Below are 17,359 nucleotides of genomic sequence, written 5' to 3'. Positions count from 1 at the left end.
GTATCAAAATTGGAGTCTTTAGCCAATACAAAGCACGTAAAACTGGCGTTTGCCGGGTTTGCGTGCTTTTTTCGTTTTTCGGCAGAATGGGGCTGAGGGCACTATGCGGGCACTACGCCTGCAAAAGCATACTACAAAATACTGCAAGCCGTATGGTGCAAGCGCACTGTGCGGCTTTTTTTATGCCTGCTCTTTTGCCGGAGTATGCTTTTTCAGAATCACATCTGACACACAGTTTACCACCTGTTCCTTACCCTGCTCCAGAATGTGCTCATAAATATTCAGCGTGGTTGTAACGCTCTTATGCCCCAGCCATTTACTAATGGTTGTAATGTCAATGTTCTGCATGCACAGCACAGAGGCAAGGGTGTGCCGGAACGCATGGGGGTTGATGTGGGGCAGATTGTGCCGCTTGGAGAATGCCGCAAGCCAGCCTGTGGGGCTGTCCGGATTCATGGGGTATCCCACCTTGCCAGCCTCCTCCCGTATAAACAGGAATTCCGCCCGCTGACTGTGGAGCTCTCCGCTGCCGGTGGAAATCTGTAAGTAGCTGTTCCAGGATGCGCCATAGGTCTGCCGCAGTGTTTCCCATTCCTCCCGGTATCTGCGCAGCAGCTGTGCGGTTTCCTCCGGGATACGGATGACACGGGCGGAGGTTTCTGTTTTGGTGGTATCCTCATAAACTCCCAGCTTCCGGGAGTACAGCAGATTGTTTTCAATGCGCAGGGCGCCTGCCTGCAAGTCAACTGCTGACCATTTCAATCCCATAATTTCACCCCTGCGGCATCCGGTCACAAGCAGCAGATGGGTAATAACCTGCCATTTCAAGGGCTCCTGCTCCAGCGCATCCCGGATTCGTTCCAGCTCCTCCGGCTGAAAGTAATTGACCGGGTGGGAGCGGGCAGATTTCGGCTTGTTTACCACCTTTTCCGCCGCATTGAAGGGCACCAGCATTTCCTTTTCTGCCTGCGCTAGAATGGATGCAATCAGCCGGTGATACTCCAGTACGGTTTTTTCTGCAAGGGGCTTTGTGCTGACCTGAAAGGAGAACAGCGCCGCCTTGTCCATCTCCAGAGCCTCCGCCAGCCGTTCGGCGCACTGTGCCTGGATCCGGTTTCCTTTGCACAGGCTGGTAATGGTGGTGGGAGAAACGCCGGAGCAGGCTGCAAGCCTTTCCCGTGTCAGTTGCTTTTGCGCCATGACAGCCCGGAAGTCTGCAATCGGGGCGGCCACGCCGGAAGAGGTGCGCACGCCTGCCTGCCGGAGCTGGTTATAAAAAGCGGTCAGGTGCTGGGGGCGAAGCTCCGCCAGTTTGATATGCCCGATGCCCGCATTGATCCGTTGCAGTAAGTCCTGGTATCGTTCCAGTGTACGGCGCTTTCTGCCTGCCTGTTCCTTGCATTGCATGGCATATGCCGCATACTGGGCAAAGGTCTGTCGATTGTCTGGGGCATAGCCCTGCCTGCACTGCTCCTCAAACAGCAGCGCCTGCCGCTGCACTTCCTTTTCCGCTTGCCGTCTGGTCATGCCGGGAGCAGGCTTGAAGGTCATTTCATAGGGCTTCAGCTTGTTCCCCTCCAGGTCATACCCCCTAGAAACCCGGATCCGGTAAGAGATCACATTGCCTGCTTTGTCATGTCTGTGTACATCTGTGTACAGGTGTGTACATTGGAAAATCCGGAAATGTACACACCCGCAACCCACATAAAATAGGGCTTTGCGGCACTTTTCAACAGGAGTTGTGTACATTGTGTACATGGGGGTAGGGGGTGCGGCATGTGCCGGGCAGCTCCTTCTGCCCCACAGGGGTTCCATCCCCCTTGCACGCTTTCGTACAACTTTTTCTCTCTTGTTCCTGTCTATGATGCATCAAACAAACAGCATGCCGGAGGCGGCAACCATCCGGCATGCGGAAAGCAAGAAAAGACCCGAAAAATCTATACTTGCCCGCTCCTAGTATAGCACGCTTTTGGAGCGATGGCAATAGAGAGGAGCTTACATGAACGAAAATACATTCCCCGAAATGCTGACTATCGCCAAAGCCGCAGAGCGCTCCGGACTGTCGGAGTATGCGGTGCGAAAGTTGGCACGGAGCAGGCAGGGGCGCAGCTTCACTGTCAAGCTGGGCACCAAGTATCTGATTAACTGGGGCAGGTTCTCCGCCTTTTTCAATTGCGAGGCGCAGGAGCCTATGCCCGACCCATGCAGGCGCATTCGCCCTGTGCAGATTGAGGGGGTGGGCAGATGATTGACATTTTGCAGTATCTCCCCACCGGAGGCATGGAGAATGCTATTTCACAAAGTGCCCTTGCTGCCCTGCTCCGGGTGGATAAGCGAACCGTGCGGGCATTGGTATACCGGGCACGGTGCAAGGGGGCGGTGATCTGCTCCACGCCGGATGCAGTAAACTGTGGGTATTACCTGCCGGAATGCCCGGAGGATGCGGTTCCCTATGTGCGGTTCCAGCAAGCGCGGATCCGCAGCGCCCGCCTTGCACTTCGCAGCGCAGAGCTGTATACAGGAGGGGAGGAGGCATGAATCAGGAGCTATTCAAATCCTACGTGGATATGATCTCGGAGGGAAACGGCGCACGCTTTCTGGAAAAGATGCCGCCCCAAGCCTTGCAGAAGGAGCTGGATAATCTATGCCATGCAGCCCTGCTTGCGCCGGACGTGGAACAGGGACACACCTTTTTAGAAAAGCTGATGGAATATGCATTCCGGGAGCAGCTGCCCAAAAAGCGGCTTGCCGTCTTGCGGGTAGCCTCGAAGCGTGCAGAGAACGTATACCAGGCGGGCGGATGGCTTCCGATCGTACAGGGGCAGGAGCGGGAACAGCCTGCTCCGCTTCCGTTTCCGGAAGATGTGTTCCCGCCTATGCTGGAACTGTACGGGGACAGCGTGGCAGCCAATGTGCAGGTAGATCCGGCGATGATTAAAACTGCCATGCTTGGGGCGTGTGCCCTGACCATGCAGGGAAAGTACCAGATTACATACCCCTCCGGTAACGGGCATCGGGAGCACTTATGCCTGTACCTGGTGATCGTAGGAAATCCGGGAGAGCGGAAAAGCAGCTGTTTCAGCCTTGCATTGCTGCCGGTGACCCGATGGCAGCACAGCCAGCGGGAATACTACAACGATCTCTTGACCAAATACCGGGTCAAGCAGAAGATTGCCCAACGGGAAATAGACGGCATCGAAAAGCAGCTTGCCAGTCAGAACCTCACTGACAAGAAACGGGGTGAACTGGGGGACAAGCTGACGGCGCTGGAGTTGAGCCGCAGCCAATGCAAGCCGCCGATTTCGCCGGAGATCCTTGCCACAGATACCACAGTGGAAGCCCTGTTCAAGCTGATGGAGCGCACGGGAGAAACTGCCGGGATCTTTTCGGAGGAGGCGGATTCCCTGAAAATCGTTGCCGGACTGTACAACGGCGGCACAGTGGGAAATCTGGAGTTGTTGCTGAAAGCATATGACGGCAGCGGATGCAGCCGGATCCGGAGCAGCGACAACCAAAGCCAATACCTGCATGAGCCGGTGCTTTCTGTCTGCTTATTCTCCCAGCCTTCCTTGTATGAAGACACGTTCAACAATGCGGAAATGCGGGGGCGGGGGTTAATCGGCCGTATGGTGGTATGCTTTCCGGCACAGAAGGCCGGTACCCGGAATGTGCGGAACAAAAGCAGAATTGACCCGGAGGCGCTGCATGCGTACTGTGAATTACTGGGCACCTTTGTGGACAAGCCAAGACCGGAGCCGGGCAGTATGCCGGTGATCCAGTGGACGCCGGAGGCGGCAGAGGTGATGCTGGACTATTTGCAGGAGCTGGAAAACAGCATGCAGAAGGGCAGGACAATGGAACAAGCTACGGATTATACCAGCAAGGCAGGCGGCGTTGCCCAGCGGTTTACCGGGATCCTGCATATGCTGTGGACGCAAGACCCGCAAAAGCCGGTCACATTGGACACGGCGCAGCGGGCAATCCGGCTGCACCGGTATTATTTCCGTCAGAAGCAGGTTGCAATGGAGCAGGAGGAGACACAGGAGCAGGCGCTGGCGGCTCGGGTTATGGAAAAGGTGCTGAACATGACAAAGGGCACCTGCAAGGCGTATATATCCGAGCGGGAATTGCATCAGCGCTTAAGGCACACCAAGAACCTGGAAAAGCGCTCCGGCCTGCGGGATATGCTGGAGCTGCTGGAGGCAAGGCACCTGCTCCAGATCGTAGAGGAGCGAGGGAAAAGCGCTGTGATTTTCCTAAACCCGAATTACACCCCCTAAGGGGATGTACACAATGTACACACCTTATGTTGAAAACCCGGAAAAATCCCGAAAAACTGGTGCTAGAGGGTGTGTACATTTTCAGAAAAGCCAATGTACACACCATGTACACGCATGTACACAGGTTTTTCTCAACCCCAAAAGGTGTGTACATCTGTGTACATCCTGTGTACATCGCAAAACTCGGGAATGTACACACCCGCAACCAACGTAAAATAGGGCTTTGCAGCACTTTTCAACAGGAGTTGTGTACATTGTGTACATGGGGGTAGGGGGTGGTAAAACACCACCCATCAAAGAGGGAACAATGAAGCCCCCTGATACAGGGTGGTATGCTGTCCTGCTCCGGAGTTACTAAAAATACGAATTTATGAGAAAGGAGCAGCCAATGACAAATGAACAGCTTGCGGCATTGATCCAGGCAGGGGACGCACCGGAGCTGCTGCCCATTCTGTGGGAGCGCACCAAGCGGTATTTGTACAAGCTGGCAGGCAGGGCATACAGTGCTTATAAGGAAAGCTGTGATCGGGCAGGCATTGTAATGGATGACTTGCGGCAAGGCTGCTATGAGGCGTTTCTGCAAGCGGTAGGGGCATATAAGCCGGAAAGCGGTTTCGCCTTTCTGTCCTTTACCGCATACCCATTCAAAAACGTGCTGCATAGCATGCTAGGGATCCGTACAAGGCGCAGGGATCCTTTGAACGAATGTAGCAGCCTGGATGCTCCGGCAGACCCGGAGGGGGAAAGCACCTTCCTGGAGCTGCTGCCGGATCCGGAGGCACTGCCCATCTATACAGACCTGGAGGAGCAGGAGGACGCCGCCGCCGTGCATGCCGCTGTAGAGCGCCTGAAAAGCCCTGTACAGCGCCGTGTAATATGCTTGTGTGATTTCTCCGGCATGAGCCAGAAAGCCGCTGGGGAGGCGCTGGGCGTGTCTGGGGAGCGGGTGCGGCAGATTCGCCGGGCTGCACTGCGGGAACTGCGTAAAGATCCGGTTTTGCAGCAGCTGTATTTAGAGAATTGCCGCCACAGTGAGCAGCTGCACCTACAGCGCATAGAATTCCGCCCAGACCTGCATGCACTGTACACACCCTAGCAGAGCCGCCTGCAAGCCCCACAGCGGCGTGTGTCTGCATGGTAGTATAATTTCATGGGTAAGCACAGAGAGCCTTTACAGGGGCGCTGCGTTGGTCTGTGGGGCTTCCCAGAGAAACCTGGAGCGAGGAAGCATGCGGGGACATGTTGAACCGATTCCATAAATTGAAACTGGACAGAAAGACCCCGCCGGAGCAGGACGCTCTGACGGGGTTGTGTGTTATAGAGTGGATTGTTCCCCCAGCATATCCAGATGGCGGCGGTACCGCTTGGGAATGTTGATGCCTACCAGGTAGCCGATCTGGTGCAGAAATTCCGAGATCGTGGAAAACCCGTCCTTGTAAAAGCGCTCTATGCGCTTGTCCTTGAAGGGAATCCCCTTGTACTCCGGTGGGCATACAAATGTCCAGTCCGCCCCGTCCCGGTCAAAGACGATCCGGAAAAACTGGTCTATGTCCGTGTCCCGGAAGCCGGCTTTCATCAGTAGAATATGGTGCTCCACTCCTTCATCAATCTGGCTTAGTATTGCGGTTTCCCCATCAAAGGAAATGGCGGCAAGCATGGGCTCGTTCTGCGCCATTGCCGCATCCACCTCTTGGGGGGACGGATATTTAATCAATTGCATGGCTGTTCCTCCTCCTCGTATTCGAGAATGTCGCCAGGCTGGCAGGCGGCATCTGCACCGAGATCGACGGCAATCTGATTTTCAACTGCTCTGTTTAAAAACTTATTCAAGCTTTCGCCTTGCCGTTCAGCGTGATGCAAAATTTCGGCTTTTCTGCCTTTGGGCACCTTCATTTCCAGCCGATCATATGCCTTTTTATTGTACTTTGCGTTTGCTCTTTGCCGTGCTTCACTAACCGACAAAATGAATCCCCCTCTTGTCTTATGCCGGAACACTGTCCATATACAGCTTGTCAGGGCAGATATCGACTTCATTTCCATTCTGATCTTTCCAAGTAACTGCGCCGCATTCAATATACACCGCATTAAAAAAAACAGTGTCTTTTAGAAAAGTAAATACTGGCTTTGCCAGCAATGGGGAAATGTCCCCGATGCGCTTCTCGCCGTTATCAAATTCGAGCAGCAGCCTGTAATTGCTGAGTGGCTGAACGCTGATAACTGTTTTCATGCAAGCACCTCCTTGTATCAAAGAAAGAGCCTTATTTCAAAGGCTCGATCTTAAAAAATGGTTCACCCTCCTGTGCCAGTTTCCAGTTTGCATCCAGTTCGTCGCGGTGAATCTCAATCCATGCTTCTACAAGTTTTCTTTGTTTCTTTGGGATGCTGCCGTCCAGTAACTCACCGTCTAATGTGAAACATGCAGTATCATTGTTATAAACAGCATGGATATGAGGCGGATTGTGATCGTCGTAGTACATGCGGATCAAGATTCCGTAGAACATTGATATTGTGGGCATTTGCTCACCTTCTTTCTATGTATGATTATACACTGGAAATGTACTATCGTCAATACATAAAATGCACAATATCGATAGTACATATTTGTACAGAATATATATTGAAAATGTACTGTCGACAGTGTATAATATCAATAGTGAGACACAGAAAGGAGGTGATCCCATGAATCGGGCGGCAGAAGCGCTTTACCTGTTGATGCTGAACAGCGGAAAGCTGGACACGGCAGAAACGGAGCAGGCATTTTACAGTGCCTACGATTATATTCTGGACATGGCGGAATGTGAGGAAAACGGCGAGGAGCGGGGCAAGGTATTTGACCTGCTTGCCAATGTGGAAAACCAGGCAAGAAGGACAGCCTTTCAGCTGGGCATGCACACAGCGTTAGACCTGCTCCGGCGATAACACAAGAAGCGCCCTCCCGCAAAGCCTGACAAGACCCGGGAGAGCGCACCACAAGCGGCAGTTTCCCGCCGCCCTGCTCCAGTAGTATAGCATGGAGCGGTGAAACTGTCAAGCGTGAAAGGAGTAAAAACGATGGAAAGTATTTTACAACAGGCAAAGGCGGACTGGCTCGACCGGCAACGGCGGCAGCTGTTCTGCCTGTGCTATCTGGATGCATACAACACCAGCAAGCCCTCCGGCTTTGGGTGGAGCCATGACAAGCGGCTTGTCATATGGGGAGCTGTCCGGGACTTTATAGCATATGCCGGCGGGGAAAACTATCTGTCTCCGGCGTTTGTGCCGAGATACTTATACAGCGGCGTTTTAGAATGGTTCGTAATGCATGGCACATTCCCGGAAAATCTGACCGCAACCAGATTGCAGCATAGGGTTCAAAGGAATCTTCCGGGAAACTGGCAGAAGAATGTTCACCAGCTTGCACAGGAGGAGCTTCTTATTCTTTACAGCTTTGTTGCGGAGAACGGGGAAAGGCTCTATACGGAGCAGGAGCAGGACGAAGCGGCGGAGAAACTCCGGGAGCTGTTGACACTGTACGAGGGAGGCGCTGCACAATGAGAGATCCGGAAATGATGGTAACGCCACAGGAGGCACGAAAGCTGTTTGAAGAAAGTACGCTGTTTGACATGCAGCAAGCCTATTTGCTGCATGAGGCATACCGGCGACAGTATACCGATGAATCCGGTAATCAGGAATGGGAAGACACCCGGCTGCTTTCCTTCCTGTACTACATAGGGCGGATACAAGGCATCCGGGAAGAACGGTACCGCCGGAGGAAAGCCCACAGTATGCGGGGCAGGGGATCCGCTCAAAATTGAGCAATAGTACTGCAAAGCCGTCCGGCGTAATCCGGGCGGCTTTTGTGACCTCGGGGTCACAAATCTGTGGGCAATTTAGCGGCGATGTCAATTGCTTCTCTCCGGTGACGGGTTGTGACGGGTTGTGACGGGTTTGCAGGGTTTTCTATATACTATATATTTTTTTCTTCTGAAATTTTCATATGATAGAATAGAAAAAACCCGTCAACCCGTCACAACCCGTCACACTCATGCACCAGCATGACAGAGGGTTCAGAGGGTTAAGAGGGTTTTCTATATACTATATATATTTTTTCTTCTGAATTTTTTATGATATTTTCTTCTTGCAATGTCTCAAAAATGCGGTCAATTACTCCGCTTTTACACCAGCGATTAAATCTGACATAAATTGTGTGCCAATTTCCGTATTCGTTCGGCAATGCCCTCCATTTACAGCCGTTTTCGATTATATACAGTAATGCACACAAAAAATCATAATTTGATACTTCTGGCTTTCTGCGAGGTGTGGGCATCAAATGCTCTATTTTCGCAAATTGTTTTTCTGTTAATCTCATGTGTTCATTATATCATATTTATTGTCAAATTGCAATAGTTTTATGTGAACAGGCTCTAATAAGCACAATCACAAACGCGCACTCGCTCTCACTGCCAGAAAGTTGGTCAGGTTAGTCTATACACTGCTGAAGACTAACCGCCTGTATGTCCCGCCGGAGGAGTATTGATCCGGCACCTCCAGCCCGTCGAAAAATTTTTTCGGCGCAGGCTTTAGTAGGAGATACCCTTTTTGTCTCTTCTTAGTCAAAATGTATGGGTTTCTTACTTGTTTTTCTGCTTTTTGCCTATTGACATTTTACCGTAGGACTCTTTCCAGGATGCTGACGGCTTCGATTCCAACGGTCCGGTTATCTTCAACGGCGGCTACTACTTCGGAAACGGCGGCAATTCCTTCGACTGCGGCGACGGCTACTCCATTACTTACAACGGCGGCTATGCGTTCGGCGGTCTCGGCATGAACGGCGGCAGCGGCTACAATATGTCCACGCAGATGGTCTTTACCAGCAGCGACGGCACGGTTCTTGCAACCAGTATGTCGGGCGGCAATATGACCTACGCATACGGCGATTCCAAAGTGCTGGCTTATTCCGGTGCGGAAGTAACCGGCGGCGAGAATATTTCGACGCTTGGTCAGCCGGCAGTCTACATCTCCGGTACTGCTTCCGGCGGTACTGCCAAGACGCTCGGACAGGGCGGCAGTACCGGCGGCAATCAGCCCGGCGGCCCCGGCGGTTGGGGCTGATCTACAGTTAATGTTCCCCCTGAACATAAAAACCTCTCCCAACTCCTGAAACTTAAACAAAAGCATCTCCGACCCCCTTCCGGAGATGCTTTTGTTTTTTATGGAATGCTTTAGGGATTAGCTCGATTCTGATATCAGCATGACATGATCGTAACACTTTTGTGGATTATCTTGCGCTCGTACATACAGCATGACACCATATATCAATAAAAATTACAAAAAAACATTGTTTTTTAATCGAACCTTTGTTATAAAGGTATAAACCGAACTTTACAGATCGGTCTTTCAGATAAAAACAGATGCGATTTGTATAGACAGACTGCAAAAACATTCATTTTTATTTTAGGGGAACCATAAGGGGGTACTCACATGAAAAAAAGAAAACTCACCGCAGCGATGCTGTCCGTGGCGATGCTCGCCGGCAGTATCACGCAGCTTCCGGCTGCAACGACGGCTTCAGCCGCCGACATCGCGATCGAGGACTTCTCGCTCGCAGACCTCACGATGACCGATGCCTACACGGTCAACGCATTCTCAAAAGAGGTCGAATATCTGCTGTCGTTCGATACCGACCGGCTGCTCTGCGGTTTCCGCGAAAATGCGAAGCTCGATACTAAAGGCGCAAAGCGCTACGCCGGCTGGGAAAATACCCTGATCGCCGGTCACAGCGTCGGACATTATCTCACGGCGGTTGCGCAGGCATATCAGAATCCCACACTGACTGCCGCACAGCGCAGTGCGCTTGAGGGCAAGATCAAGGCGCTGCTGGACGGGATGCGTGTCTGTCAGCAGAATTCCAAGGGAAAACCCGGATTTCTCTGGGCCGGACAGATCAAAAATGCCAACAATGTCGAAGTGCAGTTTGATCTTGTCGAACAGGGCAAGACCAATATCATCAATGAGTCGTGGGTACCGTGGTATACGATGCACAAGATCGTTCAGGGTCTTGTCGATGTATACAATGCGACCGGCAATGAGACCGCGAAAACAATCGCGTCCGACCTCGGCGACTGGACATACAACCGTGCGTCGAAATGGAGCGCGCAGACGCATAATACTGTGCTTTCGATCGAGTACGGCGGCATGAACGACTGCCTCTATGAGCTCTATGAGATCACCGGAAAGGATACGCACGCGGTCGCAGCGCACTATTTCGATGAGACCAATCTGCATGAAGCCGTTCTGAAAGGCGGCAGAAATGTGCTGACCAATAAACACGCAAATACGACGATCCCGAAGTTTATCGGCGCACTCAAACGCTATATCGTCCTCGACGGAAAGACCGTCAACGGTGAAAAGATCGACGCCTCGCGCTATCTGGAATATGCAGAAGCGTTCTGGGATATGGTCACGACACACCATACCTATATCACCGGCGGAAACAGTGAATGGGAGCACTTCGGTGAGGATGACATCCTCGATAAGGAGCGCACCAACTGCAACTGTGAGACCTGCAACTCCTACAATATGCTGAAACTCAGCCGCGAGCTCTTTAAGATCACCGGCGACCGCAAATACATGGATTTCTATGAGGGCACATATTACAACTCGATTCTTTCCTCGCAGAATCCGGAGAGCGGCATGACGACCTATTTCCAGCCGATGGCGACCGGCTATTTCAAGGTGTATTCCTCGCCGTATGACAGCTTCTGGTGCTGCACCGGCAGCGGTATGGAGAGCTTCACAAAGCTTGGCGATACGATGTATATGCACAGCGGCAATACGCTCTATGTCAATATGTATCAGAGCTCTGTCCTGAACTGGGAAGATCAGAAGGTCAAGATCACGCAGGACAGCAATATCCCCGAGAGCGATACCGCGAAATTCACGATCGACGGCAGCGGCTCGCTCGATTTCCGCTTCCGCATCCCTTCGTGGAAAGCGGGCAAAATGACCATCGCTGTCAACGGCACAAAATATACCTATAAGACTGTCAATGACTATGCGCAAGTGACCGGCGACTTCAAGACCGGCGATGTGATCTCCGTGACGATCCCCGCAGAGGTCGTCGCATATAATCTGCCGGATAACAAGGCTGTTTATGGCTTTAAGTATGGTCCGGTCGTGCTGAGTGCAGAGCTCGGTACGGAGAACATGGAAAAGAGCTCGACCGGTATGTGGGTCACGATCCCGAAAGACCCGATCGGTTCCTCGCAGAATATCACGATCTCCAAGGAGGGACAGTCTGTGACTTCGTTCATGGCGGAGATCAACGATCATCTCGTAAAAGACAAGAATTCGCTCAAATTCACGCTGAATGATACCAGCCAGAAGCTGACCTTTACCCCGCATTATCAGCAGTATCAGCAGCGCTACGGCATCTACTGGAAGTTCCTCTCGAACGGCACAGTCATTGAGGAAAAGCCGCCGCGTGCAAAGGTTTCCGTCAGCGATACCGTTCAGCCGGGCTACGGTCAGTATGAGGGCGACGATCTGCACGCAATGGTGGAGATCAATTCCGTCGGCGTGACCAATGACAGCACTTACCGCTATGCAAAGGCGGGCGGCTCGTTCAAGTATCAGATGGCAGTCGATCCGGATGCGCCGATGACCGTTTTGCAGGTGACATTCCGCAAAGAGGATAACGGCAAGCCCATCGTCATCACGGCAGGCAACAGCATTCTGTTTGACGGCGTGCTGAATTACGAGGGCAAAGGCGATACCTACAATGTCAAGCTGCTCATCCCGCAGGATGTGATCGAGGCATCGCTGAAAACCGTTCAGGCAAATGATACAGAATACTCCGTCATTGATATCGGATTCTCCGGCAAGGACGGCAAGGATTCTGCAAGAGTGTGTGACTTTATCTATATGAATGCGGTGAAGCCGGTCTATGAATTTGACAGCTCGGTTGCATATTTCGTGGACTGCGGCGATCAGGATACGACCACCGCGACCGGCAGCGACAAATTCGGTCTGTATAACTGCCTGACCGAACAGCTTTACGGCGCAGATGAGGTCACGGGTGCAGAGTGGGGTCTGATTGACGACGCGACCGATCAGTATAACGGTTCATCCAAGGGCGGCGGTCTCTATACCGCGAATACATGGTGCAATGAATCCGCCCCTGCTGACGGCGCGGATAAGTCCAGCAGTTTCCGCTATACCAAGAACCAGTACGAGAACAATATCGATCGCCATATCGACTATGCATTCTCGCTGCCGAACGGCAAATATACCGTTGAAATGGCATTTGCCGATCCGTGGAACTGTTCAAAGAATCCGACAGTCTATGCAAACTACGGCAAGGACGATCAGACGGTCGTTGCAAAGAACTGCGCGACCGACGGTACAGCCGTCAAAGGCAGTGTGACCGTGACCGACGGTAAGCTGACGCTGAATTTCCGTTCTGAGGACAAGGCGATCAATGTGTCTTATATCAAGATCAGCTTCGACGGCAAAACCACTCTGCCGGCTGCATCGCTGAAAGGCGATGTCAATCAGGACGGCAAGATTGATGCAAAGGATGCCGCGGCTCTGCGCGATTATTTGCTGATAAAGACCAAGACGCTTGCAGCGCCCGCGAATGCCGATATCAATGGTGACGGCAAGCTCAATGCAGTCGATCTGGCACTCTTGAAGCGCCTCGCAAAATAAGAAACCGAATAGGACAAACTGCCCTCACGTGATCGGAATGAGGGCGGTTTTTTTCAGGTTGACTGGTCACTACTTAACAGATTGTACGGATTAATTAGTTGATATTCGCGTTTTCTGCTTATTTTATTCATTTTTTGTATTGAACTTTTAGGTGAGTATGCTAAAATAGAAAATGGAGGATCGTGCATATCATGTACGGTCAGGGTAGTGCGGCGGATGTCCCCTTCATTCGCAGTACACAAAAGAAATAGGGAAAGGCGGTACCTTATGCAGAAAAATTTACGAATTCTCACCATTTGCGCAGCAATTACCGTTTCGCTGTGCGCCGCGATCAGTCCGTCACAGTTTCCGCTTGTGCAGACAAATGAAAGCGTAGCCGCACAAAGCATGCTATTTTACCCGAACTGATTATCGTGCTATTGTGCTGTGTAATACGGACAATAACAGTAACGGACATCATGCCGATGCTGATTATTTTCGCTATTATGAAAGCCCTGTATTGCCGGAAGAATCAAATTTCCATCCGGCATAATCCTCAACTTCCTATGGCATGCTTAATGATTGAATTTGCAGCGGTGATATCGTTGTACGCTGGGTATTCAAATGCCAAGTCTATATGGAAAACGCTACTAATTTCTGTGGCGGCATTGACCTGTGGATTTATAGCCGTTCACCATTTCAGAAAGATTCATATTAATTATTCGCTTACATTCAGCTATATTGTTCTGACTACAGTTTCTGTTGTTGGATGTATCATCTTCCGACTTTTTGCCGATTATGAGTCAACAAAGACCTACAACTGGGTAAATGTCGGATCAGTCACACTTCAATTTTCAGAATTACTCAAACCATTTATGGTAACTGCGTTTGCTATTGCTTGTAGCAATTTCCGAAAACATCCAAGGGCGTTTCTGTATTACTACGGATATCAGATAATTAATGTAATCCTGCTGGGGCTTCTACAAGAGTATGGCACCGCCATGGAACTCATTTTTATGACCTGCATTTCCGCAATGCTTGTACTACCGTTTCCCATGCATTTGAAACCGTTCAAACAACATCTTATGCGGAGTACTTTTCCAGCAATCGTACTGACACTTTTATGTATCCTTTTGAAGTTCAGTAAAAGAATGCTGGCAATGGCGGATGCTTCTGCAGATGAGCGAACCATTTTAGGACATACAGTTCATTTTTGGGATATCCGCCTTAATTCAACTGGTGAGGAAACGCTCAAGGCTGCAGAATCTATGCACAATTCGCCATTGGTCAGTGCCAATATGACGAGCTTTCAGAGTTTTCGCACAATGAAACCGTCAGTCATAACAGATTATGTTTTTGCTCTAATGGTAGAAAACTTCGGTTGGCTGATTCCGTCACTCTTGATTGCTTTTTTCTCATTCGTCATGATCAGCATCACAGTGAAACATAGGCGTAAAGCCGCTGAAGGTGGATTTTCTGATGCGATGGCTCTTGGAACTGCAATTCTGCTTCTGGTTCAGGCCGCCATTCATATTTTAGGACCATTTCGCATCCTCCCGTTCTCAGGGATTACTCTGCCCTTCCTAAGCATTGGCTTGAATAGTTTGATTGTATGCTTGCTTTTACTGACAACGACAGAAGATTCCCCTGATATCTCTATTACTAAATCCGATACGGATATTGAAACAAGCTATTTCAAACAAGTATCCATTTCAAACGACAGCGAAGATGAAGATATAATGTTCGCTGTGAATGACGATTTTGAATGTAACCGTCAACCAGACCAGCGGGCAAAAAAATGAGCCGAGATCAACCTCGGCTCAAATCCCGCATTTGGTTCATCACAATGAATTACTGTGAGCTGCTGTGAATTACTGTGCGTGAAATACTGCCAGTTACTATGAAATACTGTGGATGAGAAGCTGTTACTCAACAACAGCCTCGTTTTCAACAATCTGATGATATGTTCTGTGGCAGGTTTCAGGCAGAGTAGCACTCCACGGCATGATGCTGTCAAGCTGTTCGTCTGAAGGTGTTTTGCCCCACGAAGGAAGAACCAGCATCAGATAGGAGAGATAACCAAACACATTCAGTTCGTTTCGCTTGGCTGTTTCGATTATTACTCCCACTCTTTTTCCGGAGCCTTACCTAACACATTTTGCTTAGCGCTTATTACTCCTGATGCTTTGATTATCTAATGTCTCCGTATTATCCTGAGTTAAAAAGCTCCTGTTATCATTTCGTTATCAGGGGTGATAACTCCGATAGTTGCACTGTGGATAATACTCAAGTGGTATGTGAGTATTATAGCGTATTTGACCTCAAATTGCAATATGTTTTTCGAAATTTACACGCAATAATCTCAAAAAGCGTGGAAAACCTCTTGATTTCTTGAAGGTTATTGATTATAATATAAACACGCATAATGCGAATACTGCGTGCAGAAAGTTGGTGGCAGTTTGGGCAAGCACGATATCGTAAACGAAGTATTTCATACAGTAGGCGAAGTTGCAAAGAAGTCTGATTTCATTTCTGCCGGACTGAAAGATCAAGATGTTTATTCGCTTTTTAAGCAAGGATATATTGAGCGCGTCAGAAAAGGTTATTACAAGTTGGCTGCCTCCGATGAGCCAAAAGAGGAACTGCTCCTTTCCAAACTGATGATACCGGGGATCGTCTGTGTAGAATCGGCGCTGTTTTATTACGGTTACAGCGATTTTGCACCCCGTGAATGGACAATTACCGTTCCTCGTTCCTATTCCAGAACCGTAAAAGCAATACAGGAGAAAGTGCCGGTAAAGGCGTATTATGTTCAGAACGATATGTACCATCTCGGCGAAGCAACCGGCACATTCAACGGCGTAACACTTCCCGTATATGATCGTGAGCGTACAATATGCGACTGCTTCAAATACCGCACGAAACTCGACAATGAGATTTTCAATAAAGCAATCAACGCTTATGTGGCGGACGAGAAGAAAAACCTTGCCAACCTTTCAAAATACGCAAAGGAAATGGGCGTTTATAAAAAAATGATGAATGTAATGGAGGTGCTACTGAATGGCTGATATTGCTGCATCCGTGCTCGCACGGCTCAAAAATAAAGCTGCCGAAAGCGGCAGAAGCTATCAGCTCTGCCTGCAACTCTTCTGCCAGGAGGAATTCCTGCGCCGACTGGAAAAATCCAAATATGCGGAAAACCTCGTCCTGAAAGGCGGATTGTTCATCTACTCCCTCACGGACTTTGACAGTCGCGTTACCGTTGACGTTGATTTTTTGCTCAGAAAGATGCCGAACACACCCGAACAACTCAAAGCGATACTGGAAGAAATCGTCGCAACCGATACCGGCAACGATTTCATTACCTTTGAAATCAAAGACGTAGCGCCCATAGCGGTAGCGAAGAAATACGCCGGAATCGGCGCATCCCTCGTGGCGAAGATCAAGAATACAAAAACCCCTTTCGGTATCGACTTCGGTGTGGGTGATGTAATCGTACCAAAACAGGAAAAGCGGAAGATTCCGACACAACTTGACGATTTCGCCGCACCGACAGTCAACACATATTCGCTGGAAACGACGGTTTCCGAAAAACTCGACGCTATCCTTTCACTGATGGAGTTCTCCAGCCGGATGAAAGACTATTACGACCTTTATTACCTCGCAAACAAGTTCGATTTTGACGGCGCAATGCTGACGGAAGCTCTGAAAAAGACCTTTGAAAACCGTGGGCACCATTTCACTGTGGAGCAGTTTGAACAGGTCATGACCTTCGGCAGCGACGATGCTATGCAGAAGAAATGGAAAGCATTCTGCCGGAAAATCGACACAAAGACCGATGACTTTGATACGGTGTTGAGGACGATAAAAGCGTTTTTATATGCGCCATTTAGCGCAGTGTTTTCAAATACAGCCTTTTCCAAGAATTGGTCAGCCTCAAATTGTAAGTGGGGTTTAGAAAGGGATAATTTATGAAACCTAATGAAAAGCATCTTGAATTTTTACAAAGCAATATTTCAAGAATGAATCAGTGTTCTTTTCAGATGAAAGGCTGGGCGATTACTTTGGCATCTGCACTGATTGCGGTGTTTGTGTCAACAATTTCGGAAAACAATTTCGGAAATAAAATCTATATCTATGCCTCTATCGTTTCAACATTCTTGTTTTGGTGTTTGGATTCGCTTTATTTGTCAAAGGAACGAAAGTTTATCGGCATTTATAATGACTTAATTGGCACCAGCAATGGAAAAAATCAAAATCCAATAGCAATTAAGGACTATGAAATCCCTCTGAATAAATACAAAGGATGGAAATACTGCATCATTAGAGCTATGTTGCTTCCATCAGAAATTATATTTTATGGCGCAATAGTAATCGGACTATTCATTTTTTGCAAAGTTATCTAATGTGAG

19 protein-coding genes are annotated in these 17,359 nt (G+C 49.7%); 13 read left to right on the top strand and 6 right to left on the bottom strand.

Annotated features, from left to right (window positions below; all coding sequences use genetic code 11):
* Positions 1-180: 180 nt before the first annotated feature.
* Positions 181-1,620, bottom strand: coding sequence for a tyrosine-type recombinase/integrase (locus RUM_RS05080; protein WP_157864598.1), 1,440 nt, complete (start codon positions 1,618-1,620; stop codon positions 181-183).
* A gap of 379 nt (positions 1,621-1,999) precedes the next feature.
* Here RUM_RS05080 and RUM_RS12025 point away from each other — a divergent pair, with 379 nt between their 5' ends.
* From RUM_RS12025 to RUM_RS05060, 4 genes are all read left to right on the top strand, one after another.
* On the top strand, positions 2,000-2,248 hold the full coding sequence (locus tag RUM_RS12025) for a hypothetical protein (RefSeq protein WP_015558121.1): 249 nt from the start codon (positions 2,000-2,002) through the stop codon (positions 2,246-2,248).
* Positions 2,245-2,538, top strand: coding sequence for a hypothetical protein (locus RUM_RS05070; protein WP_015558120.1), 294 nt, complete (start codon positions 2,245-2,247; stop codon positions 2,536-2,538). Before RUM_RS12025 ends, RUM_RS05070 begins: the two co-directional genes overlap by 4 nt.
* Positions 2,535-4,280 carry a YfjI family protein gene (locus tag RUM_RS05065; protein ID WP_015558119.1) on the top strand — a complete coding sequence of 582 codons (1,746 nt, stop codon included), beginning with the start codon at positions 2,535-2,537 and terminating at the stop codon, positions 4,278-4,280. The genes RUM_RS05070 and RUM_RS05065 overlap by 4 nt, the downstream gene beginning before the upstream one ends.
* A 388-nt stretch (positions 4,281-4,668) precedes the next feature.
* Positions 4,669-5,376 (top strand): sigma-70 family RNA polymerase sigma factor, encoded by a 708-nt coding sequence (locus tag RUM_RS05060; RefSeq protein WP_015558118.1) that lies wholly within the window; start codon positions 4,669-4,671, stop codon positions 5,374-5,376.
* Between the two features lie 219 nt (positions 5,377-5,595).
* Here RUM_RS05060 and RUM_RS05055 read toward each other — a convergent pair whose 3' ends face one another.
* From RUM_RS05055 to RUM_RS05040, 4 genes are read right to left on the bottom strand one after another with little or no spacing between them, the layout of a single operon-like run.
* On the bottom strand, positions 5,596-6,000 hold the full coding sequence (locus tag RUM_RS05055; protein WP_015558117.1) for a hypothetical protein: 405 nt from the start codon (positions 5,998-6,000) through the stop codon (positions 5,596-5,598).
* Positions 5,991-6,242 (bottom strand): MoaD/ThiS family protein, encoded by a 252-nt coding sequence (locus tag RUM_RS05050; RefSeq protein WP_041326279.1) that lies wholly within the window; start codon positions 6,240-6,242, stop codon positions 5,991-5,993. The genes RUM_RS05055 and RUM_RS05050 overlap by 10 nt, the downstream gene beginning before the upstream one ends.
* 19 nt (positions 6,243-6,261) lie before the next feature.
* Complete coding sequence (locus RUM_RS05045) at positions 6,262-6,507, bottom strand: DUF2442 domain-containing protein (protein ID WP_015558116.1); 246 nt, start codon at positions 6,505-6,507, stop codon at positions 6,262-6,264.
* Positions 6,508-6,538: 31 nt separating this feature from the next.
* Positions 6,539-6,796 (bottom strand): DUF4160 domain-containing protein, encoded by a 258-nt coding sequence (locus tag RUM_RS05040; RefSeq protein WP_015558115.1) that lies wholly within the window; start codon positions 6,794-6,796, stop codon positions 6,539-6,541.
* A 163-nt stretch (positions 6,797-6,959) separates the two neighbouring features.
* On the opposite strand from RUM_RS05040, the gene RUM_RS05035 reads away from it, so the two are divergent.
* From RUM_RS05035 to RUM_RS05025, 3 genes are all read left to right on the top strand, one after another.
* Entirely contained in the window at positions 6,960-7,199 is a 240-nt protein-coding gene (locus tag RUM_RS05035) for a hypothetical protein (protein WP_015558114.1), read from the top strand.
* A 132-nt stretch (positions 7,200-7,331) separates the two neighbouring features.
* Positions 7,332-7,814 carry a hypothetical protein gene (locus tag RUM_RS05030; RefSeq protein ID WP_015558113.1) on the top strand — a complete coding sequence of 161 codons (483 nt, stop codon included), beginning with the start codon at positions 7,332-7,334 and terminating at the stop codon, positions 7,812-7,814.
* On the top strand, positions 7,811-8,074 hold the full coding sequence (locus RUM_RS05025; protein WP_015558112.1) for a hypothetical protein: 264 nt from the start codon (positions 7,811-7,813) through the stop codon (positions 8,072-8,074). The genes RUM_RS05030 and RUM_RS05025 overlap by 4 nt, the downstream gene beginning before the upstream one ends.
* Positions 8,075-8,334: 260 nt before the next feature.
* Here RUM_RS05025 and RUM_RS12380 read toward each other — a convergent pair whose 3' ends face one another.
* A complete protein-coding gene (locus tag RUM_RS12380) occupies positions 8,335-8,628 on the bottom strand; it encodes a transposase (RefSeq protein WP_081459989.1) in 294 nt (97 codons plus the stop codon).
* A gap of 455 nt (positions 8,629-9,083) precedes the next feature.
* On the opposite strand from RUM_RS12380, the gene RUM_RS05020 reads away from it, so the two are divergent.
* From RUM_RS05020 to RUM_RS12020, 6 genes are all read left to right on the top strand, one after another.
* Positions 9,084-9,371, top strand: coding sequence for a hypothetical protein (locus RUM_RS05020; protein ID WP_015558111.1), 288 nt, complete (start codon positions 9,084-9,086; stop codon positions 9,369-9,371).
* A gap of 369 nt (positions 9,372-9,740) precedes the next feature.
* Positions 9,741-12,968 carry a beta-L-arabinofuranosidase domain-containing protein gene (locus RUM_RS05015; protein ID WP_015558110.1) on the top strand — a complete coding sequence of 1,076 codons (3,228 nt, stop codon included), beginning with the start codon at positions 9,741-9,743 and terminating at the stop codon, positions 12,966-12,968.
* Positions 12,969-13,432: 464 nt separating this feature from the next.
* Complete coding sequence (locus tag RUM_RS05010) at positions 13,433-14,749, top strand: FtsW/RodA/SpoVE family cell cycle protein (RefSeq protein ID WP_015558109.1); 1,317 nt, start codon at positions 13,433-13,435, stop codon at positions 14,747-14,749.
* Between the two features lie 636 nt (positions 14,750-15,385).
* Positions 15,386-16,015 carry a type IV toxin-antitoxin system AbiEi family antitoxin domain-containing protein gene (locus tag RUM_RS05005; RefSeq protein ID WP_242821751.1) on the top strand — a complete coding sequence of 210 codons (630 nt, stop codon included), beginning with the start codon at positions 15,386-15,388 and terminating at the stop codon, positions 16,013-16,015.
* Positions 16,008-16,922 (top strand): nucleotidyl transferase AbiEii/AbiGii toxin family protein, encoded by a 915-nt coding sequence (locus RUM_RS05000; protein WP_015558108.1) that lies wholly within the window; start codon positions 16,008-16,010, stop codon positions 16,920-16,922. Before RUM_RS05005 ends, RUM_RS05000 begins: the two co-directional genes overlap by 8 nt.
* Positions 16,919-17,353 (top strand): hypothetical protein, encoded by a 435-nt coding sequence (locus RUM_RS12020; RefSeq protein WP_015558107.1) that lies wholly within the window; start codon positions 16,919-16,921, stop codon positions 17,351-17,353. The genes RUM_RS05000 and RUM_RS12020 overlap by 4 nt, the downstream gene beginning before the upstream one ends.
* Positions 17,354-17,359: the final 6 nt, after the last annotated feature.

The organism is Ruminococcus champanellensis 18P13 = JCM 17042 (assembly GCF_000210095.1).
Taxonomy (GTDB): Bacteria; Bacillota; Clostridia; order Oscillospirales; family Ruminococcaceae; genus Ruminococcus_F; species Ruminococcus_F champanellensis.
The sequence above is the reverse complement of the archived record's forward strand: the minus strand, read 5'-3'. Positions and strand labels throughout refer to the sequence as shown.

What these genes read in the sequence shown, in the direction of transcription:
- RUM_RS12025 (WP_015558121.1), top strand. Translation starts at nt 2,000, where the DNA reads ATGAACGAAAATACATTCCCCGAAATGCTGACTATCGCCAAAGCCGCA.
- RUM_RS05070 (WP_015558120.1), top strand. Translation starts at nt 2,245, where the DNA reads ATGATTGACATTTTGCAGTATCTCCCCACCGGAGGCATGGAGAATGCT.
- RUM_RS05065 (WP_015558119.1), top strand. Translation starts at nt 2,535, where the DNA reads ATGAATCAGGAGCTATTCAAATCCTACGTGGATATGATCTCGGAGGGA.
- RUM_RS05060 (WP_015558118.1), top strand. Translation starts at nt 4,669, where the DNA reads ATGACAAATGAACAGCTTGCGGCATTGATCCAGGCAGGGGACGCACCG.
- RUM_RS05055 (WP_015558117.1), bottom strand. Translation starts at nt 6,000, where the DNA reads ATGCAATTGATTAAATATCCGTCCCCCCAAGAGGTGGATGCGGCAATG.
- RUM_RS05045 (WP_015558116.1), bottom strand. Translation starts at nt 6,507, where the DNA reads ATGAAAACAGTTATCAGCGTTCAGCCACTCAGCAATTACAGGCTGCTG.
- RUM_RS05040 (WP_015558115.1), bottom strand. Translation starts at nt 6,796, where the DNA reads ATGCCCACAATATCAATGTTCTACGGAATCTTGATCCGCATGTACTAC.
- RUM_RS05035 (WP_015558114.1), top strand. Translation starts at nt 6,960, where the DNA reads ATGAATCGGGCGGCAGAAGCGCTTTACCTGTTGATGCTGAACAGCGGA.
- RUM_RS05030 (WP_015558113.1), top strand. Translation starts at nt 7,332, where the DNA reads ATGGAAAGTATTTTACAACAGGCAAAGGCGGACTGGCTCGACCGGCAA.
- RUM_RS05025 (WP_015558112.1), top strand. Translation starts at nt 7,811, where the DNA reads ATGAGAGATCCGGAAATGATGGTAACGCCACAGGAGGCACGAAAGCTG.
- RUM_RS12380 (WP_081459989.1), bottom strand. Translation starts at nt 8,628, where the DNA reads ATGAGATTAACAGAAAAACAATTTGCGAAAATAGAGCATTTGATGCCC.
- RUM_RS05020 (WP_015558111.1), top strand. Translation starts at nt 9,084, where the DNA reads ATGAACGGCGGCAGCGGCTACAATATGTCCACGCAGATGGTCTTTACC.
- RUM_RS05015 (WP_015558110.1), top strand. Translation starts at nt 9,741, where the DNA reads ATGAAAAAAAGAAAACTCACCGCAGCGATGCTGTCCGTGGCGATGCTC.
- RUM_RS05010 (WP_015558109.1), top strand. Translation starts at nt 13,433, where the DNA reads ATGCTGATTATTTTCGCTATTATGAAAGCCCTGTATTGCCGGAAGAAT.
- RUM_RS05000 (WP_015558108.1), top strand. Translation starts at nt 16,008, where the DNA reads ATGGCTGATATTGCTGCATCCGTGCTCGCACGGCTCAAAAATAAAGCT.
- RUM_RS12020 (WP_015558107.1), top strand. Translation starts at nt 16,919, where the DNA reads ATGAAACCTAATGAAAAGCATCTTGAATTTTTACAAAGCAATATTTCA.